The sequence below is a fragment of the Neoluteolibacter marinus genome, assembly GCF_014904755.1.
GTDB lineage: Bacteria > Verrucomicrobiota > Verrucomicrobiia > Verrucomicrobiales > Akkermansiaceae > Haloferula > Haloferula marina.
In genome coordinates, this window is the sequence record NZ_JACZFQ010000045.1 from 25499 (window position 1) to 46962 (window position 21464).

Annotated in this window: 20 protein-coding genes; 11 read left to right on the forward strand and 9 right to left on the reverse strand. The window is 65.2% G+C overall.

Annotation, left to right across the window (positions count from 1 at the left end):
- Positions 1-25 precede the first annotated feature (25 nt).
- The 3 genes from IG178_RS10500 (at position 26) to IG178_RS10510 (ending at position 2522) form a co-directional block, all read left to right on the forward strand.
- Positions 26-1564, forward strand: coding sequence for a PhoH family protein (locus IG178_RS10500; RefSeq protein ID WP_193212498.1), 1539 nt, complete (start codon positions 26-28; stop codon positions 1562-1564).
- Between the two features lie 73 nt (positions 1565-1637).
- Positions 1638-2219: an RbsD/FucU domain-containing protein gene (locus IG178_RS10505; protein WP_193212499.1), complete on the forward strand. Its 582-nt coding sequence runs from the start codon at positions 1638-1640 to the stop codon at positions 2217-2219.
- Positions 2220-2237: 18 nt separating this feature from the next.
- On the forward strand, positions 2238-2522 hold the full coding sequence (locus tag IG178_RS10510; protein ID WP_193212500.1) for a ribonuclease III domain-containing protein: 285 nt from the start codon (positions 2238-2240) through the stop codon (positions 2520-2522).
- Positions 2523-2529: 7 nt separating this feature from the next.
- Here the strand turns inward: IG178_RS10510 and modB are convergent, their stop codons facing one another.
- Together modB and modA are read right to left on the reverse strand one after the other, a co-directional pair.
- Positions 2530-3198 carry a molybdate ABC transporter permease subunit gene (modB, locus tag IG178_RS10515; protein ID WP_193212501.1) on the reverse strand — a complete coding sequence of 223 codons (669 nt, stop codon included), beginning with the start codon at positions 3196-3198 and terminating at the stop codon, positions 2530-2532.
- The gene (gene modA / locus IG178_RS10520) at positions 3195-3935 is read right to left on the reverse strand and encodes a molybdate ABC transporter substrate-binding protein (protein WP_193212502.1); all 741 of its coding nucleotides are present in this window, start codon (positions 3933-3935) and stop codon (positions 3195-3197) included. Before modA ends, modB begins: the two co-directional genes overlap by 4 nt.
- An 87-nt stretch (positions 3936-4022) precedes the next feature.
- Between modA and IG178_RS10525 the strand changes: the two genes are divergently transcribed.
- On the forward strand, positions 4023-5084 hold the full coding sequence (locus IG178_RS10525) for a thiamine pyrophosphate-dependent dehydrogenase E1 component subunit alpha (RefSeq protein WP_343225963.1): 1062 nt from the start codon (positions 4023-4025) through the stop codon (positions 5082-5084).
- Between the two features lie 156 nt (positions 5085-5240).
- Positions 5241-5867, forward strand: coding sequence for a hypothetical protein (locus tag IG178_RS10530; protein ID WP_193212504.1), 627 nt, complete (start codon positions 5241-5243; stop codon positions 5865-5867).
- Between the two features lie 80 nt (positions 5868-5947).
- Here IG178_RS10530 and trxA read toward each other — a convergent pair whose 3' ends face one another.
- Positions 5948-6268 carry a thioredoxin gene (gene trxA, locus IG178_RS10535; protein WP_193212505.1) on the reverse strand — a complete coding sequence of 107 codons (321 nt, stop codon included), beginning with the start codon at positions 6266-6268 and terminating at the stop codon, positions 5948-5950.
- Positions 6269-6471: 203 nt separating this feature from the next.
- Positions 6472-7047: a hypothetical protein gene (locus tag IG178_RS26020; protein WP_193212506.1), complete on the reverse strand. Its 576-nt coding sequence runs from the start codon at positions 7045-7047 to the stop codon at positions 6472-6474.
- 244 nt (positions 7048-7291) lie between these two features.
- Between IG178_RS26020 and IG178_RS10545 the strand changes: the two genes are divergently transcribed.
- The 4 genes from IG178_RS10545 to IG178_RS10560 all read left to right on the forward strand — a co-directional run bounded on the left by IG178_RS10545 (position 7292) and on the right by IG178_RS10560 (position 14228).
- Entirely contained in the window at positions 7292-8650 is a 1359-nt protein-coding gene (locus IG178_RS10545; RefSeq protein WP_193212507.1) for an alkaline phosphatase PhoX, read from the forward strand.
- Positions 8651-8681: 31 nt separating this feature from the next.
- Positions 8682-9725, forward strand: a complete 1044-nt coding sequence (locus IG178_RS10550) for a 3-deoxy-7-phosphoheptulonate synthase (RefSeq protein WP_193212508.1) — start codon at positions 8682-8684, stop codon at positions 9723-9725.
- A 224-nt stretch (positions 9726-9949) separates the two neighbouring features.
- Positions 9950-11467: a proline--tRNA ligase gene (gene proS / locus IG178_RS10555; protein ID WP_193212509.1), complete on the forward strand. Its 1518-nt coding sequence runs from the start codon at positions 9950-9952 to the stop codon at positions 11465-11467.
- 271 nt (positions 11468-11738) lie between these two features.
- Positions 11739-14228 (forward strand): PQQ-dependent sugar dehydrogenase, encoded by a 2490-nt coding sequence (locus IG178_RS10560; RefSeq protein WP_193212510.1) that lies wholly within the window; start codon positions 11739-11741, stop codon positions 14226-14228.
- A 39-nt stretch (positions 14229-14267) separates the two neighbouring features.
- On the opposite strand, the gene IG178_RS10565 is transcribed toward IG178_RS10560, so the two are convergent.
- Complete coding sequence (locus IG178_RS10565) at positions 14268-14834, reverse strand: hypothetical protein (RefSeq protein WP_193212511.1); 567 nt, start codon at positions 14832-14834, stop codon at positions 14268-14270.
- Between the two features lie 252 nt (positions 14835-15086).
- Between IG178_RS10565 and IG178_RS10570 the strand changes: the two genes are divergently transcribed.
- Positions 15087-15929 (forward strand): transglutaminase-like domain-containing protein, encoded by an 843-nt coding sequence (locus IG178_RS10570; RefSeq protein ID WP_193212512.1) that lies wholly within the window; start codon positions 15087-15089, stop codon positions 15927-15929.
- Positions 15926-16795: a transglutaminase family protein gene (locus IG178_RS10575; protein WP_193212513.1), complete on the forward strand. Its 870-nt coding sequence runs from the start codon at positions 15926-15928 to the stop codon at positions 16793-16795. The genes IG178_RS10570 and IG178_RS10575 overlap by 4 nt, the downstream gene beginning before the upstream one ends.
- 115 nt (positions 16796-16910) lie before the next feature.
- Here IG178_RS10575 and IG178_RS10580 read toward each other — a convergent pair whose 3' ends face one another.
- From IG178_RS10580 to IG178_RS10595, 4 genes are all read right to left on the reverse strand, one after another.
- Positions 16911-17624, reverse strand: coding sequence for a hypothetical protein (locus IG178_RS10580; RefSeq protein WP_193212514.1), 714 nt, complete (start codon positions 17622-17624; stop codon positions 16911-16913).
- A 145-nt stretch (positions 17625-17769) separates the two neighbouring features.
- Complete coding sequence (locus IG178_RS10585; protein ID WP_193212515.1) at positions 17770-18414, reverse strand: transposase; 645 nt, start codon at positions 18412-18414, stop codon at positions 17770-17772.
- A 189-nt stretch (positions 18415-18603) separates the two neighbouring features.
- Positions 18604-20979 (reverse strand): phenylalanine--tRNA ligase subunit beta, encoded by a 2376-nt coding sequence (pheT, locus tag IG178_RS10590; protein WP_193212516.1) that lies wholly within the window; start codon positions 20977-20979, stop codon positions 18604-18606.
- Between the two features lie 53 nt (positions 20980-21032).
- Positions 21033-21428, reverse strand: a complete 396-nt coding sequence (locus IG178_RS10595; RefSeq protein WP_193212517.1) for a four helix bundle protein — start codon at positions 21426-21428, stop codon at positions 21033-21035.
- Between the last annotated feature and the right edge of the window lie 36 nt (positions 21429-21464).

The following is a 21464-nucleotide window of genomic DNA, read 5'->3' on the forward strand; positions in this document are numbered from 1 at the left end:
TTTCCCAAACACCAACCACCCCACCATGATCCACCGTGCCGAGGACGTCCAAGCCCGACTTTTCGAGGAAACTCAACACGGGGGCGGGGTCAGTCGGAAGGCCAATGGACCGGGGAAACGGAGCAACCCTGCCGAGTTCGGATTGAAATCGCCTTCGCAGGTCGCGAAGAACTTCGTGCTGGATACCAACGTGCTGCTCCACGACCCGGCTTGCCTTGGGCGCTTCACCGACAATCACATCTGCATCCCGGTCGACGTGCTCGCCGAGCTGGACCGCTTCAAGACCGAGCAGACGGAACGCGGCGCCAACGCGCGCAAGGTCCACCGCAAGTTGACGGAGGTTTTTTCAAGTTCGAGGAACGTGACCAGCGGGGTTTCGACCGATGGCGGCGGCACGCTGCGGCTGGTGATCTACGATCCGATGCTGTGCCCGAAGAACTCCGAGATGCTGTCGCGCTTCCACCGGATCTTTCCCGACAAGGAACGGGTCGACCACCGGATCCTCGCCTGCACCCTGTTGCTGATGGCCCACAACCAGGCGCCCGTGGTGCTGGTGACCAAGGACATCAACATGCAGCTCAAGGCCCGTTCCGTCGGCATCGACTGCCAGGACTACCTCAATGACAAGGTCGACGCCCGCGAGGTGTCGAGCTACGATGTCCGTCGTATCGAGGTGGACGGATCGGAGATGCAGCGCTTCGCCAGTGCGGGTGAACTCACCATCGAGGAAGACCGGCGGCCGGACATCGTCCAGAACCAGTACGTCCTGCTCGAGGCCGGCGAGAAGCAGACCATGCCGGCGCGGATGACGGTGGAAGGCAAGCTGGTCCGCCTGCAGATCCCGGAAGCGCTGAAGATCCAGGACGGCACCGCCTTGAAGCCGATGAACCTCGGGCAGCGCTGCCTGATCGACGCGCTGCTCAACCCGGACATCTCGCTGGTCACCTGCTATGGCCAGGCCGGGACCGGCAAGACCCTGGTGGCGGTCGCCGCCGGTCTCCACGAGATGTTCAACCGCCGCTACACCGGTCTCACCGTCAGCCGCCCGGTGGTGGCGATGGGTGACCAGCTGGGCTTCCTGCCCGGGACGCTGGACGAAAAGATGCGGCCCTGGCTGCAGCCGATCCACGATGCGCTCGACCTGCTGATGCGGCCGGTCGGCCCGCTCGGCCCGCGCCGCAAGCAGGTGAAGAAAGACGGCGCGGCGGACAACGGTCCCGCCGTCAAGAAACCGTGGGAGATCCTCATGGACCAGGGGGTGATCGAGGTGGAGGCCCTGTGCTATATCCGCGGGCGCTCGATTCCGAACCGCTTCTTCGTGCTCGACGAAGCGCAGCAGCTCACCCCGCAGGAGGCGAAGACCGTGGTGACCCGGATGTCGCGGGGGTCCAAACTGGTGCTGGTGGGGGACCCCGCCCAGATCGACAATCCCTACGTCGACAGCCGCAGCAACGGCTTGGTTTACACCCGCAACCGCCTGAAGGGCCTGCCGTTCGTCGCCCACGTCTCGTTGAGCCGTGGCGAGCGCTCGGAACTGGCGGACGCCGGTGCAAAACTGATGTGATGCCGGAGATAAGGGGCGGGGAGTTACCCCGCCCCCGTTGACAGTCCCGTCCCTCCGTCGTTTACTCGCGCCGATGTTTTCCCGGGTCCGAGCTTGCCTGCTGCTTCTGTTACCGCTGGTGCTGGCGGGTTGCGGCTACATGCAGCCGGAGGATGACTGGCGCGCGGCGCTTGCCTCGCAGACCGGCAAACTGGGATATCGCAACTGGATCGTCGTCGCCGAGGCCTCGTTTCCCGCCCACAGCCGCCCGGGTGTGCGCCAGATGACTTCCAGCGAGGAGATTCCCGCGGTGGTCGACGAGGTGCTGAAAACCCTCGAGCTGACCGAGCACGTGACCCCGCGGGTTTACGTTGCGCGGGAGTTGAGGGCGGTCGAGAACGACTACGCCCCGGGCATCGACGAGTTCCGGCGGCAATTGCAGGCGTCGATGCACGCCCATGAGACCACCGAGCTCGAGCAGCAGTCCTTGCTGACCTTGATCGAGGACGCGACGAGAAGCTTCAACGTGCTGGTGATCCGCACGACCACCGCCTTGCCGTACACCAGCGTTTTCATGGAGCTGCAGCCGGGCTACTGGAACTCCGACTCGGAAGCCCGCCTGCGCGAGCAACTTGACCGCCAGCGGATGGAAAAGCTGGCCCGGCCGATCCCCTGAACCCAGTCTCGCGGCGAGATGAACAAGACCGAGGAAATCCGCATCGAGCGGGAGTTCGCGTGGATCGGCGATGCCGTGCTGGCCCTTTTCGCCCGATCCTGGGTGCTGAAAGAGCGGGGATCGATGGACGGTGCTTGGTTTACCCGGTTGACCTCGAACGACTTCCTGAGCGCCTTCGGGGCACCGACCTCGGTCGAGGCGAAAATCGGACGCATCTACCGCGAACAGGGTCTCGACGCCGCGTTCGCCTGGATCGACGCGGAGTTCATCCCGCTTTTCCGCAAGCAGATGGCGAAGCGCTAGGCGCCACTTACAGCGGGGGACGGCCTTTCATCAGGCGTCCGGCGGTCCACAGGGCGACGAAGGCGATCACCGCCGAGAAGCCGGCCAGCAGCCAGACCCGCGAGTCATCGCCGGCCTGGAAGCCCCGGTAGATGGCCAGCGGCAGGGTTTCGGTGACGCCGGGAATGAGACCGGCGACCATTACGGTGGCCCCGAATTCCCCCAGCGCGCGGGCGAAGCCGAGCACCAGCCCGGCGGCGATGCCGCGGCGGGCAACCGGCAAGCTGACCCGGGTGAAGACCTGCCAGGGGGTCTTGCCCAAGGTCGCCGCGGCTTCCTCGAGGTGTCGCGGCACTTCCTCGAAGGCGGTGCGGACGCTTCGCAGGAGCAGCGGGAACGCCATCACCGCCAGCGCCAGAACCACGGCTTTCCAGGTGAAGATGACCTCGATGCCGATGGACTCCAGCCACCCGCCGATCGGGCCTTTGCGGCCGAACAACTTCAGCAACACCAGCCCGGTGACCACGGGCGGGACGACCAGCGGCAGCATCACCAGGGTCTCGACCAGCGACTTGCCGGGCCAGTCCTTGCGCGCGAGCCACCAGCCGCAAGCCAGCCCGAACGGCAAGGCAGCCAGCACCGCCAGGACGGAAACCCCGAGCGTGAAAAGGATCAGGTGGACGTCCGCGGGATTCATGGCGCCGCCAGTCCGAAGCCGTGTGCTTTGAAGATGTCCGCCACCGCCGGCGATCGGAGGAAGGCGATGAACCGGGCCGCTTCGCCGGGGTCGCCGGTGGTAGCACAGCAGGCGACGGGATAGACGATTTGGGGGGATTCGTCGGCAGGCACGGTCCAGACGATGCGTGATTTTGTCGAAACGGCGGCATCGGTCCGGTAGACGATCGCGGCATCGACGTTGGCCGACTCGACCACCGCCAGCGCGGCGCGGACGTTTTCAGCGCCGATGCATTTCGGCTTCAAGGTTTCCCAGAGTTCCTTCGTCTCGAGCCATTTCCTGGCGTAGATCCCGGCGGGAACCGCCATGGGATCGCCGATGGCAATCCGGCCCAAGTTGGCCAGGTCCGCGGCGCTGCGGATGCTCGCGGTGGAGTCGGTGGGAACGACCACGACCAGGGCATTGGTCAGGAGCGGAGCCACGTCGCGAACCAGTCCGGCCTTCGCCAGGCGGGACATCGTCGCGTTGTCCGCGGAGATGAAGACATCGAGGGGCGCTCCGTTCTCGATCTGACGCGCCAGCACGTTCGACCCGCCGATCACGGGGGTGACCCGGGTGCGATTCGCCTTCTGATAGGTTGTGGCGATTTCAGCGATGGACTCCGCCAGGCTGGCCGCGGCGGCGACGCGGAGCTCCGCGGCGGATGCGTTCGCCAGCAGGACGCCCGCGACCCATGCCCTGATGCAACCCGCTTTCATCGGCGGGGATCATGCCCGATGGCGAGGAAAGGGGAAGTTGAACCGCCGGCATTGACCGGCGGTCGCCGGATTTCGTCTGCTGCAAGGGTGACGGAGACCATCGACTTCAGCGAGCACCCGATAAACCGGGCCTGGGATGCCGCGGGCAAGATCGAGCTTTTCCGGCTGATGGTGCGGATCCGGCGTTTTGAGCAGAAAGCGTTGTGGAGCTATAGTTCCGGGAGAATGGGCGGATGGTTGATTCTCGGGGTCGGGCAGGAGTCCGTCGCCACTGCGGTTCGTTCATTGCTTGGGCCGCTGGATCACAGCATCAGCGGCCCGCGGGGGATTGCCCACGCCCTCGCGGCGGGCATGGAAATGGGGCCGTGCATGGCCGAGCATTTCGGTAGGGTGAATGGCTGCTCGAAGGGCAAGGGCGGGGCGTTTTCCTACTTCGATCCCGGCCGGCATCACTGGGGCTGCCACGGCGTCGCCGCGGCGCAGACCCCGTTGGCCGCCGGATTGGCGTTTGCCCTGAAGCAGCGGGAGATTCCGGGTGCGGTGGTGTGCTTTCTCGGCGACGGCGCGGTGAACCAAGGGGTTTTTCACGAATCGCTCAATCTTGCCGGGCTCTTCGATTTGCCCGTGGTGTATTTGATTGAGAACAATGGCTACGCGATGGGGACTTCGGTGGCCCGTTCGTCCCGCTTCAAGGATTGCCTCGCCCGGCGGGCGGAGACTTACGGGATCGACTGGGACCGCTGTGGGGACCGGGACATCTACCAGCTGCGGGTGAGGGTCTGGACGGCGCTGGAGCGGGCGCGACGTGAGCGGCGTCCAACGGTGTTGGAAGTGGAGACGTACCGCTACTACGGCTTCTCCGTTTCCGATGCCAACCACAAGAGATACCGCAGCGCTGAAGAGATCGAAGTGAGGAAAGCCCGTGATCCCCTGGCTCACTGGCGGGCGCATTTGACGGCGACCGGGCTGATCGACGAAACGTCCGCCGATTGGATCGACGCGGAGGCGAAGGCCGAGGCTGCCGCTGCCCTGGAATTCGCAGAGGCCGGGATCGCGCCCGCTGTTTCGGATATCCTTCGCGACGTGTACTGGGAGGTCGATCACGACACGCCGGCATCCCGGTTCGGCCGTTACTTCTTCGACGACTGAGGGATCCAAAAGTCTGGCATGGGGAGGGAGCGCCGAGGCAGGCATCTCCTTGGCCACCTTCGGGGGGATTCGGGGCTGCTCCTCGATCCGTTGCTGTGTGCGGGCATTAGGAACTCGATTCGGCAGTGCAGGTGGGGAAGGATGGTTTTCCGAAGCATGAAGATCCTGGTCCTGCTCACGATGTTCTCGCTGGGGGCGGTTACCCTGGCCGAGGGGAGCGTCATCAGGTCCCAGATCACCACCGAACTTTCGAATGTCGGGCTGATGCTCAGGGCGTATCAAGTCGAGAAGGAGCGCTTCCCGTCGTCCTGGGAGGAGTTCGACGAGTATGCGCCAGGATTCAGGGAGAAGATGAAAGCAAGTGACCTGACGAGGCGCTTTGTCCTCCTCGAGAAACCGGTGGATCTGCCCCGCCGTTACAAGGCCCCGCAAATCCTGGTGATTTCCCGGGAGCCATTCCGGAGGAAGAAGTTCGGCCCGACGCTGCCATGGGTTGGCCGGACCTGGTCGTTGGATGAACCCGCCTACACCGCGATCGTGTTGGAAGACGGTGGTACCTTCATCCGGCGGCTGCCGGAAGAGGTGGTTCGTGCGGCATTTCAAGATGCCAAGATCGACATGCCCGTCCCGAGTGGCTTGGGGCTGTATCCCCACGAACGGGAGCATCGGAAGCGGCAGGTGGTCTTTCGGATCGTGGGACTCGTGATGTTGGGGGGAATCCTGGTTCGTTTCTGGCGCGCTTGGCGTGGTCGATCCAACAAGACGCCCGATCCCGTCTCGTGAAACCGCGGCCCGTGATCAATAGGGACAAAAAAACGGCCGGGACTTTCATCCCGGCCGTTTTGAGAAGTTTGTGCGGCGGATCAGGCCAAGGCCAGCAGCTTCTGCTTGAGCATGTCCTTGGTGACATTGGCGCCGACGATCTGGTCCTTCACCTCGCCGTCCTTGAAGAACAGCAGCAGCGGAATGCTCCGCACGCCGTATTTCACGGCCAGCTCGCGGGCTTCATCGACGTTGACCTTGCCGACTTTCGCCTGGCCTTCGATTTCGCCGGAAAGCTGGTCGATCACCGGACCGATCATCTTGCAGGGGCCGCACCATTCCGCCCAGAAGTCCACCAGGACCGGCTTGTCGGACTCGATGACTTCGGATTGGAAATTGCTTTCGTTGAATTGCTCAGCCATGCGCGGAACTTGCCGACGGGTCCGGAAAAGTCAAGGACCGCCCTGCCGTGATGGCGGGGCGGTCCCTGGAGAACGAAAAACGCGTGAATGGCGCTCCGCTTCAGCCGAGTGGCGTGGTGTTGGTCATGAAGGCGATGGCCAAAACCGCGGCGGCGAGAAGGAAGGTGATGATGGGATAAATCATGGTGCGATGAAGTTCGGAATTAGAACAGGTCGCCGATCGTGCCCCAGACGTTGACCGTCATGAACTGGATGACCAGCACGGCGGCGGCGCCGAGGAAGCCGAGGATCGACAGGACGTTGGCGGCCATCGAGCCGCTTTCTTCTTCCTCGTCGTCGGCGGTGTGAATGGTGGCGGCTTGGGAGAGCGACGGGCCGGAGGTTCCGATCGGCTGGGTCGGCGGCTGCAACTGCACGGTGGCCTTGGGCAGCGAGACGGTCGGTCCTGCGGCCGGAGCACCGCCGAGCGGAGCGGTCTTGAGCGCGACACCGGGAGCGCCGGCGCCGGTCGGGGTGTTGAGCTTGATGGTCGGCGCCGGAGCGGGAGCGCTCGGGGCACCGGCGGGACGGAGAGCGATGGTCGGCGCCGGAGCCGGGGCCTTCGGGGCGCCGACGGAAGGAGCGGGAGCGCTGGGCGCGGGCGGGGCGGTGGGGGCGAGGGTCGGCTTGGGAACCGAAGGCGCGCCAGGTGCCGCCGGAGGGGCGTCGGAGGCCTTGAGGGTCACCCGCACGGTTTCCTTCTTCAGCGGGATGGTCGAGGTCTGCTTGGAAGCAGGCATCGACGAGGTGGGCCGGGGTGCGGGGACCGACGAGGTCGGCCGGGGCGCTGGGGTTTCGTTTTCGCTCATACGCTGCGGTTTTTAATTGCTAGGTTGAGGAAAAGAACCAGCCGGCTCCGGACCTGTCAAACCTCCATCTCAGGTCCGCGGCGGGCGGACGATGATTTCCCGCCGATTTTTGACGAAACCGCCAGAATCCGCCGCGGCACTTGACCCCGGGGATTTCGGGAATTGACTCGTGGACATGATCAATCGCCGCTCCTTCCTGGGATCCGCCAGCCTCGCCTTCCTCGGCTTGCAGCGCTACTCGCTGGCCGAGTCGACGGGCCGGGTGATCGAACCCTTCGGTCCCTTGGTCGAAGATCCGGCGAAGATCCTCGATTTGCCCGCGGGGTTCACCTGCCGGGTGATCGCGACCCGCGGCGAGACCATGAGCGACGGCTTCAAGGTGCCCGGTGCCCCGGACGGGATGGCCGCCTTCGCGGCGCCCGATGGCAAGCTGGTGCTGGTTTGCAATCACGAGCTTGGCCTGGAGATGACCGGCATGGGGCCTTTCCTCAACAACACCCGGCTGCCCGCTGAGTTGGATGAAGCTTTCCCCCACGATCCGGGCGACAACCGCCTCAACCCGTCGCTCGGCGGGACCACCAACCTGATTTTCGATCCCGTGCGTGGCGAGAAGGTCGCCCATTTCCTGTCCCTGACCGGCACCGACCGCAATTGCGCCGGCGGGGCGATGCCTTGGGGCAGCTGGGTCACCTGCGAGGAGCCGGCCGACTTGACCCAAGGGCGCGGCCAGCGCCACGGCTGGTGCTTCGAGGTGAAAGCAACAGCCGAGCCGGGACTCCAGAGGGCCGTGCCGCTGAAGGCGCTCGGCAGGTTCCGGCACGAGGCGGTCGCACTCGATCCGCGGACCGGGATTCTCTATCTGACCGAAGACCGCGGCGACGGGCTGCTCTATCGCTTCATCCCCGACCGGAAGGAGGATTTGTCGGCCGGCAAGCTGCAGGCGCTGGCGATCGTCGGCAGACCTTCGGCGAGTCTCCAAAACTATGATCCCGACTCAACCTGGCCGCAGTCCGGAGCGCCGATGGAGGCGAGCTGGATCGATCTGGAGAATACCGAGGCTCCCGCCGACGACCTGCGGATCCGCGGACACCAGGCGGGTGCCGCCCGCTTCGCGCGGGGCGAGGGGATCCACTTTGTCGACGGCTCGTTCTACATCTGTTGCACCGACGGCGGGCCTTCGCGCCGCGGGCAGATTTTCCGCCTCGAGCCCTCGCTCGATTCCAAAAAGCCGGACCGTCTCGAATTGTTCCTGCAGCCGGAAATCAGCGACCTGCTGACCAATGGCGACAACCTCTGCGCCGCCCCGTGGGGCGGGGTGGTCGTGTGCGAGGACCTCATCGACCTCAGTTTCGCGCCCGCCGCCCATGTCCGCTGCGTGACGCCGGAGGGCAAGATCTTCACCCTCGCGCGGAATCCGGTCGGCCAGAGTGAATTCGCGGGCTGCTGTTTCTCGCCGGATGGAAAGTGGTTTTTCGTCAACATGCAGTCCCGCGGGCTGACGGTCGCGGTGACCGGGCCGTGGGAAAAAGCCTGACAGTTGGGGTCTGGCGCTTTCAGCTCCCGCCATGAGCTCGCGCGTTTCCGACCTCCACGTCGCCAAGAACATCCCGCTGCCGTCGCCCGCACGCCTGCAGGCGGAGATTCCCCGTGAGGACGAACAGGCCGACTTCGTGGCCGGCTCCCGCAGCCATTTGCGCTCGATCCTCGGCGGCAACGACCCGCGCTTCCTGGTGATCGTCGGGCCCTGCTCGATCCATGACACCGAGGCGGGCATCGAATATGCCCATCGCCTCGCCGCGTTGGCGGAGCGCCTGCGCGACAAGCTCTACATCGTGATGCGGGTCTATTTCGAGAAGCCCCGCACCACCGTCGGCTGGAAGGGGCTGATCATGGACCCGAACCTCGACGGCAGCGACGACATCCCGGAAGGATTGCGCCGGGCCCGGCACTTCCTGCGCGATGTGATCGACCTCGGCTTGCCGACCGCGACCGAGCTGCTCGACCCGATCACCCCGCAGTACATCGCCGACCTGATTTCGTGGTCGGCGATCGGTGCCCGCACCGCGGAAAGCCAGACCCACCGCCAGATGGCGTCGGGTCTGTCGATGCCGATGGGTTTCAAGAACACCACCTCGGGCGACCTCGCGGCGGCGATCAATGCGGTGAAGGCCGCATCGAAGCCGCAGACCTTCCTCGGCGTCTCGGAGGAAGGCATCGCCTCCTCGGTCAGCACCACCGGGAATCCGGATTGCCACGTCATCCTGCGAGGCGGTGACCACGGGCCGAACTACGACGAGGCCAGCATTGCCGCTGCCCGCGCCGCGCTGGAGGCGGCAAACCTGACCCCGGCACTGGTGGTCGATGCATCCCACGCCAACTGCGGCAAGGACCAGGCGAAGATGCCCGCGGTGTTCCGCGAGATCGTCCGCCAACGCGCGGCCGGCGACCGCTCGATCGCCGGGGCGATGCTGGAAAGCAACCTCGTCGCCGGCAACCAGAGCTTCCCGAAGCCGCTCGACCAGCTCGTCCGTGGCCAATCGATCACCGACTCGTGCATCGATTGGAAGACCACCGAAGCGCTGCTCACCGAGGCGGCGGAGATGCTTTGAGGGATTGAACGAACCGCGGAGGCACAGAGGTCGCGGAGAGGGGCGCCGAGTAGATGGGGCGCCGGGTTCTTCCTCTTCTTTGCAATCCCAGACAGCCCTTCGAAGTTCATCAGAAGCCTCCGCGCTTCCCTCCGCGACCTCTGTGCCTCCGCGGTTCGTTCTCTCCCCCCTGCCTCAGATTTCGCGTGCAAAACCCGCCGTCCCCGGTTCCAAATCCGCCCGCCATGTCCGCCGAGAAGACCGCCATCACCCCGACCCGCGCCCAGGATTTCCCCGAGTGGTACCAGCAGGTCATCAAGGCCGCCGACATGGCGGAGAATTCCGAGACCCGCGGCTGCATGGTGATCAAGCCCTGGGGCTACGGCATCTGGGAGCTGATCCAGCAGCAGATGGACCGCAAGTTCAAGGCGACCGGCCACCAGAACGCCTACTTCCCGCTGCTGATCCCGATCTCTTACCTCGAAAAGGAAGCCGAGCACGCCGAGGGCTTCGCCACCGAGTGTGCGGTGGTCACCCACCACCGGCTTGAGGCGCAGAAGGACCCGGAGACTGGCAAGACCAAGATGATCCCCAGCGGTGAGCTTGGTGAACCCTACGTGATCCGCCCGACCTCGGAGACGATCATCGGCGCCGCCTTCGCCCGCTGGGTGCAGAGTTACCGCGACCTGCCGTTGCTGATCAACCAGTGGGCCAACGTGATGCGCTGGGAAATGCGCCCGCGTCTTTTCCTGCGCACCGCCGAGTTCCTCTGGCAGGAAGGCCACACCGCCCACGAGACCAAGGACGAGGCGATCGAGGAGACCCGCCTGATGCACCGCGTTTACGAGGACTTCCTCCGCAACCACCTGGCGATCCCGGTGATCCCCGGCGAGAAGACCGAGAACGAACGCTTCCCCGGCGCCGACATGACGCTGACCGTCGAGGCGATGGTGCAGGACAAGAAGGCCATCCAGGCCGGCACCTCGCACTACCTCGGCCAGAACTTCTCCAAGGCCCAGGACATTTCCTTCACCGGCCGCGACGGCGTGGTCGAGCACGCCTACACCACTTCGTGGGGCGTCTCCACCCGCATGATCGGCACGCTGATCATGGCGCACGCCGACGACGATGGCCTGGTGTTGCCGCCCCGGGTGGCGACCCAGCAGATCGTGATCGTGCCGGTCACGCCGAAGGAAGACACCCGCCAGGCGGTGCTCGATGCCTGCCAGGCGCTGGCCGAGACGCTGCGCGGCAAGTCGTTCCACGGCGATCCGCTGCGCGTCCACGTCGACACCCGCGATCTGCAGGGCGGCGTGAAGAAGTGGGAGTGGGTCAAGAAGGGCGTGCCGATCCGCATCGAGATCGGGCCGCGCGACATCGAGTCCCGCAAGGTTTGCGTGCAGCGTCGCGACCAGGCGAGCAACGAGAAGCAGTTCATGGACAAGGAGGACTTCCTGCGCGAGGCGGTCGACACCTTGCAGGAGATCCACGACACCCTGCTGACCCGCGCGACCGGATTCCGCGACGCCAACATCACGCCCTGCGATTCGCTCGAGGCTTTCCACGCCCACTGGACGCAGGACAACCCGGGTTGGCTGGTCACGCCTTGGGCCGGCTCGCCGGAGGAAGAGGACGCGCTTTCCAAGCAGCACAAGATCACCATCCGTTGCCTGCCGCTTGACCAGCAAGACGGCGCCGAAGCCCCTTGCATCCTCACCGGCAAGGCCACCAAGGTCCGCGCCATCTGGGGTCGCAGCTATTGACCGGGAATCCTTGGAGCGCGCCGGCAGAGTCTTGAAAGGACGGCGACGGCTCTTTTGGGAGGCTCGGCTGCCCGGGCAAGGAAAGATCCGCGGAGGGCGAGCGTCCAACCGCCAGGTCGAGGCGCAAAGCGGTGTCGGCGCTGCGCTCTGCCACCGTACTCCAAAGGTGGCAGGACTTGCCGGGACGTGACGCGTGTCAATCGTCACAAGTCCTTGCCAGCTATCGCTTGCAGTCGGGAGCGACCTGCCTAGGGTCCCTGCGGCTCCCTCCATGACGGTATCCCTCACCCCCCCGAGGCTGGACGCGTTGCGTGCAACGCGTCGTGCCGTTCCGGGTGCCCTGTTTGCCATCGGGGTGGCGGTCTCGCTGCCCTCGGGCGCCGCGGTGGATCCCGTGGTGGCGCAGGTCGAGGATTGGGCGATGATGCCGTTTTCCGGGGATGTTTCGACGGCCTCCGGGAACCCCGGCTACATGGCGCGGGTGAATTTCCTCCGCGAGGAGCCCGGCGGCAGCGGCCGCATGTGGGTCTGCGACCTGAACGGCAACCTGCACATCTTTAGCCTTGGCGGGACCGCGGCAACCCGCAGCGCCCAATTGCTGGACCAGGCGCACCAGCGCACGGCCTATCTCGACTTCAACGGCCAGGCGGCCACGACCAACAACAGCGAGAAAACCAACGTGCCCGATGCCGGCGGCACCTCGACCACGCGCCAGGCCCCCGACGGCTTGTTCCCGCTGTTCACCAAACGGCAGGGCTTTGCCAACGGGCTGGTCACCTTCGAGTTCGATCCCGGCTATCCGGCGAACGGCAGGTTTTACACCGTGCACATCGAAGCGGTCAGTCCGGATGGCGATCCGGGCCGCCTGCCGGTGACGACCAAGTTCCCCGGATTCAATGCGGCGGGCTATGCCAGCACCCCGGTCGTGAACCCGGCCGGGAGCACCACCCGCCAGGCGGTTCTGATCGAGTGGACGGACACCAACACCGCGAACCTGACTTTCGAAGGCACGGCCAGGGAGCTGTTGCGGATCGGCTACAACAGCCACATCCATCCCCTCGGCGACCTGACCTTCGATCCGACCGCCCAGCCGGGCAGCGCGGAATGGGGCGTGATGTACTTGGCCAGCGGCGACGGGGCCGCGGGCGAATCCAATGCGACCGGCGACGACGGCATCGGCGGGCTGACTGCGGGCGACCGGCACTTCAGCCCGCAGCGGCTCGACAGCCTGGTGGGGAAGATCCTGCGGATCATTCCCGACCTGTCGCTGCATCCGGAAACCAGCACGCTGTCCGCCAACGGCCGCTACCGCATCCCCGGCAACAATCCCTTCACGGACCAGGACGAATTCCCGGGCGCCCGCCCGGAGGTCTGGACCGTTGGCCATCGCAATCCCCACCGCTTTGCGTGGCAGGTTCCGGCGGGGCAACCTTCGGCCCGCCGGCTGATGGTCGAGGAGATCGGCCTGAACACCTGGGAGGAGGTCAACATCATCACCCGTGGCGCGAACTACGGCTACGCCGATCGCGAGGGCCCGCAGAAACTGACGATTTCCACCAGCTCGTCGAACCAGACCGTCGGCCCGCTGCCCGTGCCCGACACCTTGCCGTTGCGGATCAACGGCGGACTCACCGGGGATCCGGTCGCTCCGGTTTATCCCGTGGTCACCTACCCGCACTCCGCGGCCTACGGCGACGCGATCTCCAGCGGCTTCATCTACACTGGAAGCGCGATCCCGGCGCTGCAGGAGAAGTATGTCTTCGGCGACATCACCACCGGCCGGCTGTTCTTCTGTGAATTCGAGAAGATGCTCGCCGCCAATGACGGCGATCCGTCGACGACGGCGGCGATCCACGTCCTGCCGTTGCGTTGGGACGATCCCCACGACGCACCCGACGCCGGACCGCAGGGCTACAGCCGGATGTTCGAGATCGTTGAAGCCGGCTACGACTTCCGCGGTGGCGTGGATTCGGATCTTCCCGGCGGTGCGAGCATCTCCGGCAGCGGCCGCGCCGACATCCGGCTCGCGATCGACTCGGCCGGCGAACTCTACGTCACCAGCAAGAGCGACGGGATGATCCGCAAGATCGTCGCCGCGCCCGCGCCGCAATTCACCAGCCAGCCGGCGGACGTCTTCGCGCCGCTGGGCAGTGACGCGGATTTCCATGCCGCGGCCGTCGGCAACGCCGCCTGTACTTATCGCTGGCAGCGCCTGACCGCGGGTGCCGACCAGTGGGAGGATCTCGCCGACAATGCCGTGTTCAGCGGGAGCTCGACCGGTGACCTCCATCTCGACAACCCCGGCTACGAAGTGTCGGGCGACCGCTTCCGCTGTGTGGCGACCAGCGACGAGGTGCCGGCGGTTTCGAGCGCGGCTTCGCTCGAGCTCCGGTCCCTCTCGTCCACCTGGTTGAACAACAACTTCAGCGCGGCGCAACGAGCCGACTACTCGATCAGCGGCGACCTTGCCGATCCGGACCATGACCGGCTCGTGAATCTGGTCGAATACGGCTTCGGGTTCGACCCGTGGAGCGATTCCTCGTCCTCGATCCCGTCCCTGGTCCGGAGCGGAGGAAACGTCAGCGTGACTTTCCCTGCACCGCGCAGTTCGCTGAACTACGCCGTGGAGGTAAGCGGGGACCTCGACGAATGGACGACCGACGGCGTCAGCCTCTCCGGCAGCGGCGGGAACAAGACGGGGACCTACCCGATCTCGTCCGCCAGCGCGGCCTACCTGCGCATCGCGGTGACGCCGAAGTAGCCCGGCTTCGCTTTTTGGAAATGGGCACCGGCCGTCCTTTCACTCCGGCCACTTGATGTCGGGAGTCTTGCCCCGCCAATACGGCTGGCCCGGGTCGAAGAGATTTTTCCCGCCGATCATCACATGGCCGTGCTTGTCGATGGGGTGGCGCATGAGCGTTCCATCGATGGTCAAGACGAAGGCCTCGCCCTGATACGGTTTTGGATCGAACTTCCAGGTTCCCGGGATCACCGGGACCATCGCCAAGGGAGCCTTCGGGTCGCCATGCGAAGACATGCCGGCGACGTAGGTGAAGGCGCACTCCCCCGGCGCCAAGGCGGTCGCGTCTGAATTGGAGACGTCGTCCGGTTTGCGGGGAGTCAGGGCGGACTTCGCCCAGAAAATTTTTTCGCTCTTCACTCCCGTGGCAATGAGCTGGCGGAACATCTGGTTCGAGCTGGTCGTGCCCAAGGTGAGCGTCGTTCCCGTCACTTCTTTGACATCCACCCTCGTGGTCGCGTCGGGAAACGCGCCATACTCCACTTCGAAATCAGACAGGTTCAGGCCGACCTGCTTGAGGTTGCTCATCGCCTCGCCCCGGACCCCGCAGTTCGTATGACGCGTCATCACACGTGGAAGAACGGGAATTGCCGCGCAAAACGCGACCGAGATTCCGCCCAACCATCCGATCCATTTCATTTTCCGCCGGGACGACCGCGCCGCCTCGTTCGGCGGCGGGGCGGGCACATCCGGCGGCGGTTGGGTCGGGTGATCCATGAGCAGGATTCACCCTGTCATCCTGGGAACGGCGGACAAGCTGCGAATCCGCTACCACGCACAAGTTGCCGATCGAGCGATCCCGGGCGAGACTGGCGGCCGATGAGTTTCCAGATCAACGCCGAGTTGCACTACCAGGTGTTCCAGCGCAGCACCCTGTTGCTGAACATCCACGCGCTTTCCACCGACAACCAGAAGCTGAGCAACGAGAAGTTCGAGGTCACGCCCGGGGTCGAGTGGGAGGAGTTCCCGCTGAGGACGGGGGAGAACCGTTACATCCGGCTCGACACCGGCGAGGCGACGGAGCTCGACATCACCTACTCCGTGGAAGCCGAAACGGCGGTGGAAATGGTCAGCCACGACGAGATCCACAAGGTCTCGATCGCCGACCTGCGCCGCACCGCGATCCCGTATCTCTTTCCCAGCCGCTACTGCGAGTCCGACTGCCTGTGGCGGCTGGCGTGGAAGCACTTCGGAGGCATCGACCATCCTTACGACCAGGTCGTCGCCATCACCGACTGGATCTATCACAACATCGACTACCTCTCGGGCGCCACGGACAACGCCACCTCGGCCTTCGACACCGTCACCCAGCGCGCCGGGGTTTGCCGCGACTTCGCCCATCTCGGGATCTCGTTTTGCCGGGCGCTGTCGATCCCCGCCCGCTACTTCACCGGCTATGCCTGCTTCATGCAGCCGCCGGATTTCCACGCCTGCTTCGAGGCCTGCATCGGCAACCGCTGGTTCATCTTCGACCCGACGCGGCTGGCGCCGCTCAACGGGCTGGTGAGGATCGCCACCGGCCGCGATGCCGCAGACGCCTCGGTCGCCACGATCTTCGGCAACATGCAGATGACCGGGATGTCGGTGTCCTGCGTGTCCGATGACTTCCAGCCGCTCGGGCCCGGGGCCCTGTCGGCGCACGCGATCATGATCAAGCCATGAACCAGACCCACCTGCTCCGGATCGTCCACCGCACGCACTACCACTATGCGTCGCCGGTGACCTTCCAGACGCACCGCCTCGTCGTGCGGCCGCGCGAGGGCCACGACCTGCGGGTGGAGAAGCTGGAGCTGTCGATCACCCCGCTGGCCGACGTCGTGTGGACCCGCGACATCTTCGGCAACTCGATCGCCCACGCCCACTTCAAGGACCAGGGCACCGAACTGACCTTCGATGTCGACGTGGTGGTGCGCCGCTTTTTCCCGCTCGACTCGCCGCCGCCGGAGACCCACAGCCCGAGTCCCTATCCGCTGGAATACGACACGCTCGAGCACGGCATCGTCACCGGCTACCTGACGCCGGTCTATGCCGAGGAAACCGCGGCGGTGCAGGAGTTCATCCACACCTTGCCGAATCCGGCCGACTTCCCGAGCGCGGAGGCTTTCGTGGTGCAATTGGCGGGGATCATCCACGGGAAGATCGGCTACCAGCGCCGCGAGCAGAAGGGCGTGCAGACGCCGGCGACCACCTTGTCGCTCGGCACCGGGTCCTGCCGCGACGTCGCCACCCTGATGATGGAAACGCTGCGCCATCTCGGTATCGCGGCCCGCTTCGCAAGCGGCTACCTCGACTGTCCCGCGACCCGCGCCGCGCGGGGATCCACCCATGCATGGACCGAGGCCTATTTCCCGCAACTCGGCTGGCGGGGCTTCGATCCCACCACCGGCAAGCCCTGCGACCACCGCCACATCGTCACCGGCACCAGCCACCACCCGCGCGGCGTGATGCCGGTCAGCGGCCGCTACTTCGGCGCGACCGGAGCCTTCCTGAGCATGACCGTCGGCGTGGAATTCTCCACACCGCTGTAGCGCGGCGACGTCGCGCAACTTTGCAAGTTGCGAGCGTGGGCGGGACCGATGGATCGCGACGATCCGCTTTGGTGGACGAGCTGCCCAGGGACACAACGTGAAACGTTGTGCTACGTCACTCCGGCCATTTGATGTCCGGCGCTTTGCCGCCCCAGAACGGCTGGCGGGGGTCGAAGAGGTCCATGCCGTTGATGAATACCCGGCCGTCCGGTCGGATGGTCTCAGCCCGGACGGACAAGTCAGCTCGCACGACGATGGCCTTGTCGTCGAAGGTCTCCGGGTCGAAGCGGTTGGTGCCGGGGATCATCGGGGAAGTCAAAACGGGTCGCTCAAGGTTGCCTGGCGATGATGCTCCCAAGACGTAGGCGAAGGAACATTCGCCCGGTGCAAGTGCGGTGGTGTCGCTGTTGAAAACGTTGTCGGGCCTGCGGGACCAGATGGAGGTGCGGGCCCAGAAGATCTGCTCGTCGGCCACGCCGGCGGCCAACAGCTGGCGGAGAAGCTGGTTGGAGCTTCGATCCCCCAGCGTGAGCGGGGTTGAGGTGCCAGCCTTGACGTCGGCCGCCGTGTTTGAGTCGGGGAAGCTTCCGTATTTGGCGTCGAAAGCGAAGAGAGCGAGGGCAACTTGCCTGGCGTTCGCGATGGCTTCGCCTTTTTGTTTGGCGTGGTTTCTCCTCGGCGCATGCGTGCGAACGAGGCCGGCTAGCGCTAGAACAAGGCATAGGGCGGCGATCCAGTTGCCTAACGTCCTCAGCGAAGATCGGCGGGCGGTGTCTGGCTCCGGAGCCGGCTTCGGGGTGTCCGATCGAGGCTGCGGGAGGAGTCTCATTCGGGGAATGATGGATCGGCAGCGATGCCGCAGCAAGCGGTGAAGTAGCGCAACTTTGCAAGTTGCGTCTGGGTGTGGCAGGTTGAGGTGGCTGCGGCCCGATTCCAGAGACGGCCCGTCTCCATACACAACTTGGAAAGTTGTGCTACTTCAAGGACCCGCATCCGAGCCGGTATTCTCCGGGGCGGAGCCGGGCCTTTGTCGGATTCTCTCGGATATAGCGGCGGAAGCCTTCAAAGGATCCGGCGTCCCGGACGAGGTGATCGAAGCTCTCATGCTGCCACAAGGTGCCCTCCGATCCCCTCAGCTTGTTGATCTCACGGGCGGTGAATCGTTTCAGGGATCCAACGATGTTCCCGGTCGTGAAGTCGGACATGGGCCTCGCCAACAAGTGGATGTGATTCGGCATCACCACGAAATCCCCGAGCTGATAGCGCTGGCCATCGAAATGCCGCAGAGCGCTTTCCACGATCAACGAGTGATCCGGAATCCTCAACAGACAACTGCCGTGGCCGCTGTCGAGCAGGTCGTGGAATTGTTTGCCGAAGCGCCGGATGTAGTTTCGCCGGTCCACTTCGTTGAGTTGCGATAGAAGTTCGTGCTGGTCGCCCTCCGCGGAGGACAATCGGTGGAGTAGCCAGATCCGGCGTTCGTTTTCCCAGGCCGCGAGTGCGGCTTTGGGGATCGAATCCGCGAGCCGGAACGTCAGGAAGGACAAGGTGCCATCCTGGTGCCAGTGGGGAAGGTTGCGCTGATGATGGTCGACCTTTCTATCCGGGTCGTAGTACATCCCGCGAGGGTGGGGAAGTAGCGCAACTTTGCAAGTTGCGTGTGGGAGCGTGATGAGATTCGGAAGGCTTTCCCTTTGAATGAAGCCACCCTTTTCGGGGCGACGTAGGGTGGTCGCGGATCCGGTAGGGTGAAACCGGACGCCAGAAGCACGCAACTTGCAAAGTTGCGCTACTTCGCCTGCGGCGCCCTATCTCTGCCCCACCGGCAGCGCCTTGGTCAACGCGGCGACGACGGCCTGGTGGGCGGTGTCGATCTCGCCGGTCTTGAGGGTGCGGTCGGCGGCGCGATAACTGAGCCGATAAGCGATCGATTTGCGGTCGGCCGCCAGCTTCTCGCCGCTGGGGTCGCGGAAGACGTCGAAGCACTCGAAGCCGGTCAGCAGCGGTTCCTTCACCTTGGCCAGCACGCGCTCGATCTCGACGTTGGCGAGGGAGGCGGGCGCCTCCAGGGCCAGGTCGCGGGTCGAGCCGGGGAACTGCGGGAGCTCCTCGATGCTGCCGCTGCCGGCGACGAACTTGCGCAGCTTGGTCAGGTCGAGCTCGGCGACGAAGACCGGGCTGTCGATGTCGAGCTCGCGCTGGCGCGAGGGCAACAGCATCGCGAAGCTGCCGAGATTCTGGCCGCCGGCCTGGATGTCGCAGGCCAGGGCGAAGCCGTCGCGGTCGCGCGGGTTGAGCTGGAGCGGCGCGGTCGGGACCAGCGCGGCAATCACGGCCTTGAGGTCGTAGAGGTCGATAGTCGAATCCTTGCGCGCCCAGCCGGAGGGCAGGGCATCGCCGGACAGCAGAAGGCCGAGTGTGTCGGACTCAAGGTCCTTGGCCTTGCCGCCGCCGGCATTGCGGAAAACGCGGCCGAGCTCGAACAGGCGCAGCGCGCCGGCTCCCTGGCGGACGTTCCTTTCCGCCGAAGCGACCAGGCCGGGAATGATGCTGGGACGCATCACCGCGTGGTCCTCGCTGAGCGGCAGGCTGACGCGGATGGTGTCGCCGGGCAGCAGCGGCTTGAGCGGCAGGGCATCGGCGACCTGGGCGTCGGCGATCAGTTTGATCGTCTGGCACTCGTGGAAGCCGAGGCCGGCCAGGCGCTCGCGGACGCGCATGTCGGCGTCGTAGGCGGCGTCGACCGCGCTCGACGGCACGTAGGTCCCGCGCAGGCGCGAGGGGATGGCATCGAGTCCCTTCACACGGACGATCTCCTCGACGAGGTCGATGTGGCGCTGCAGGTCGGCGCGGAAAGCGGGGACGGTCCAGGTGTTGTCGGCGTTGCTCGCCAGGCCGAGGCGGGCGAGGATGGTCGCGGCCTCGTCGTAGGAAATGCTGCCGCCGGTGAGCTGGTCGAGCTTGGCGAGGTCGAGGGTGACCGGCTTGGTCAGCGCCGGCACTTCGCCGGCCAACCGCATGACGGGCTCGGCGCTGCCGCCGGCGATTTCGAGGATCAACTTCACCGCCAGCGCCGAGCCGGCGAGCACGCCCTCGGGGTTGACGCCGCGTTCGAAGCGGTAGGACGAGTCCGAGGAAAGGGCGGTGCGCCGCGAGGTGCGGCGGATGCGCGAGGGGGTGAAGTACGCCGATTCCAGTAGGATATCGGTGGTCTCTCCGGTGACCCCGCTGTCCGCGCCGCCCATCACGCCGCCGAGGGCGAGGGCCTTGCCGGATTCGTCGGAAATCACGCAGTCCTCGGGAAGCAGCGTGTAGGTCTCGTCGTCGAGCGCGAGGAACTCCTCGCCGTCCTTCGCGGCGCGGATCACCAGCGAGCCGGTGACTTTCGCGGCATCGAAGGCATGCAGCGGCTGGCCGAGCTCGTGGAGCACGAAGTTGGAGATGTCGACGACGTTGTTGATCGGCCGCAGGCCGATCGACTCGAGGCGCTCCTTCAGCCAGGCCGGGCTGTCGGCGACTTTCACGCCGGTGATCTTCACCGCGGTGTAGAGCGGGCAGGCATCGGGTGCTTCGATCTTCACGCCATCGGCGGTGAAGCCCTCGTGAAGGGGCAGATCCAGCGGCTTCAGCGGGACTTCCAGCAGGGTCGCCATCTCGCGGGCCATGCCGTAGTGGCAGAGCAGGTCGGGGCGGTTTGGCGTGACCTCGACCTCAAGCAGCACGTCGTTGTCGAACAGCTCTTTCACCGGCGTGCCGATCGGCGAGTCGGCCGGGAGGATCATCAGGCCGTCCTCGACATCGGTGAGCCCGATTTCCGAGGCCGCGGCGAGCATGCCCTTCGACTCGACGCCACGCATCTTCGTTTCCCCGATGGTGAAGCCGCCGAGGTCCGCGCCGGGAAGGCAGCAGGGCACCTTGTCGCCGACCTTGTAGTTCTTCGCGCCGCAGACGATCTGGCGCAGCTGGCCATCCCCGGCATCGACCTGGGTGACCTTCAGCTTGTCGGCATCCGGGTGCTGCACGGCCTCCATGATCTGCGCGACCACGATCTTGTCCGAGGACACGCCCTTCACCTCGATGCCTTCGACCTCGACGCCGGCGAAGGTGAGCAGCTTGTCCAGCTCATCGGGCGTCTTGCCCTTGAGATCCACGTGGGTGGCGAGCCAATTCAGCGAGACGTTCATGATCTTGGATGGTGGATGGTAGATGGTGGATGGAAGATAAAAGGCATCTTGGCTCAGGCCCGGCTGGTGTCGTGGAACTGCTCGACGCTGCGGATGAAAGAAAAGAGAGACTTGGAGAGCTGGTTCAGGCGGTCGTCGAGGGTGGAAAAGAGCTCATCGTCGGCAAGTGATCCGGTCTCGTGGAGCGTTTCCAGATGGTCGATGGTTTCGAGCAGCGAGGCGTAGGCGAAGTCGAGGAAGCGAAGATACTCCTGCTTGTAGCGGCGACGACCGTAGCCTTCGACAATGTTCGACCTCACGGATTTGATGCTGCGCCTGATCTGGCTACCTTCCTCATAGAGTTCGAACTTTGGCAGCTTGTGCATCGTCATGGAATGGACCTCGATCACGAGCTCCCGGGCAAGCTGCCAGACCCTCAGCTTCTTGTATCCGAATGGCGCGTCGTCCATGGCGTCAGCATCTACCATCTCCCATCCACGATCTGC

Bases quoted from the DNA above. Each gene is read 5' to 3' on its own strand.
- IG178_RS10585 (WP_193212515.1), bottom strand. From the start codon at position 18,414: ATGTACTACGACCCGGATAGAAAGGTCGACCATCATCAGCGCAACCTT.
- proS (WP_193212509.1), top strand. From the start codon at position 9,950: ATGTCCGCCGAGAAGACCGCCATCACCCCGACCCGCGCCCAGGATTTC.
- IG178_RS10505 (WP_193212499.1), top strand. From the start codon at position 1,638: ATGTTTTCCCGGGTCCGAGCTTGCCTGCTGCTTCTGTTACCGCTGGTG.
- IG178_RS10595 (WP_193212517.1), bottom strand. From the start codon at position 21,428: ATGGACGACGCGCCATTCGGATACAAGAAGCTGAGGGTCTGGCAGCTT.
- IG178_RS10550 (WP_193212508.1), top strand. From the start codon at position 8,682: ATGAGCTCGCGCGTTTCCGACCTCCACGTCGCCAAGAACATCCCGCTG.
- IG178_RS10510 (WP_193212500.1), top strand. From the start codon at position 2,238: ATGAACAAGACCGAGGAAATCCGCATCGAGCGGGAGTTCGCGTGGATC.
- trxA (WP_193212505.1), bottom strand. From the start codon at position 6,268: ATGGCTGAGCAATTCAACGAAAGCAATTTCCAATCCGAAGTCATCGAG.
- IG178_RS10580 (WP_193212514.1), bottom strand. From the start codon at position 17,624: ATGAGACTCCTCCCGCAGCCTCGATCGGACACCCCGAAGCCGGCTCCG.
- IG178_RS10530 (WP_193212504.1), top strand. From the start codon at position 5,241: ATGAAGATCCTGGTCCTGCTCACGATGTTCTCGCTGGGGGCGGTTACC.
- IG178_RS10570 (WP_193212512.1), top strand. From the start codon at position 15,087: ATGAGTTTCCAGATCAACGCCGAGTTGCACTACCAGGTGTTCCAGCGC.
- IG178_RS10560 (WP_193212510.1), top strand. From the start codon at position 11,739: ATGACGGTATCCCTCACCCCCCCGAGGCTGGACGCGTTGCGTGCAACG.
- IG178_RS10545 (WP_193212507.1), top strand. From the start codon at position 7,292: ATGATCAATCGCCGCTCCTTCCTGGGATCCGCCAGCCTCGCCTTCCTC.
- IG178_RS26020 (WP_193212506.1), bottom strand. From the start codon at position 7,047: ATGCCTGCTTCCAAGCAGACCTCGACCATCCCGCTGAAGAAGGAAACC.
- modA (WP_193212502.1), bottom strand. From the start codon at position 3,935: ATGAAAGCGGGTTGCATCAGGGCATGGGTCGCGGGCGTCCTGCTGGCG.
- IG178_RS10565 (WP_193212511.1), bottom strand. From the start codon at position 14,834: ATGACGCGTCATACGAACTGCGGGGTCCGGGGCGAGGCGATGAGCAAC.
- pheT (WP_193212516.1), bottom strand. From the start codon at position 20,979: ATGAACGTCTCGCTGAATTGGCTCGCCACCCACGTGGATCTCAAGGGC.
- modB (WP_193212501.1), bottom strand. From the start codon at position 3,198: ATGAATCCCGCGGACGTCCACCTGATCCTTTTCACGCTCGGGGTTTCC.
- IG178_RS10575 (WP_193212513.1), top strand. From the start codon at position 15,926: ATGAACCAGACCCACCTGCTCCGGATCGTCCACCGCACGCACTACCAC.
- IG178_RS10500 (WP_193212498.1), top strand. From the start codon at position 26: ATGATCCACCGTGCCGAGGACGTCCAAGCCCGACTTTTCGAGGAAACT.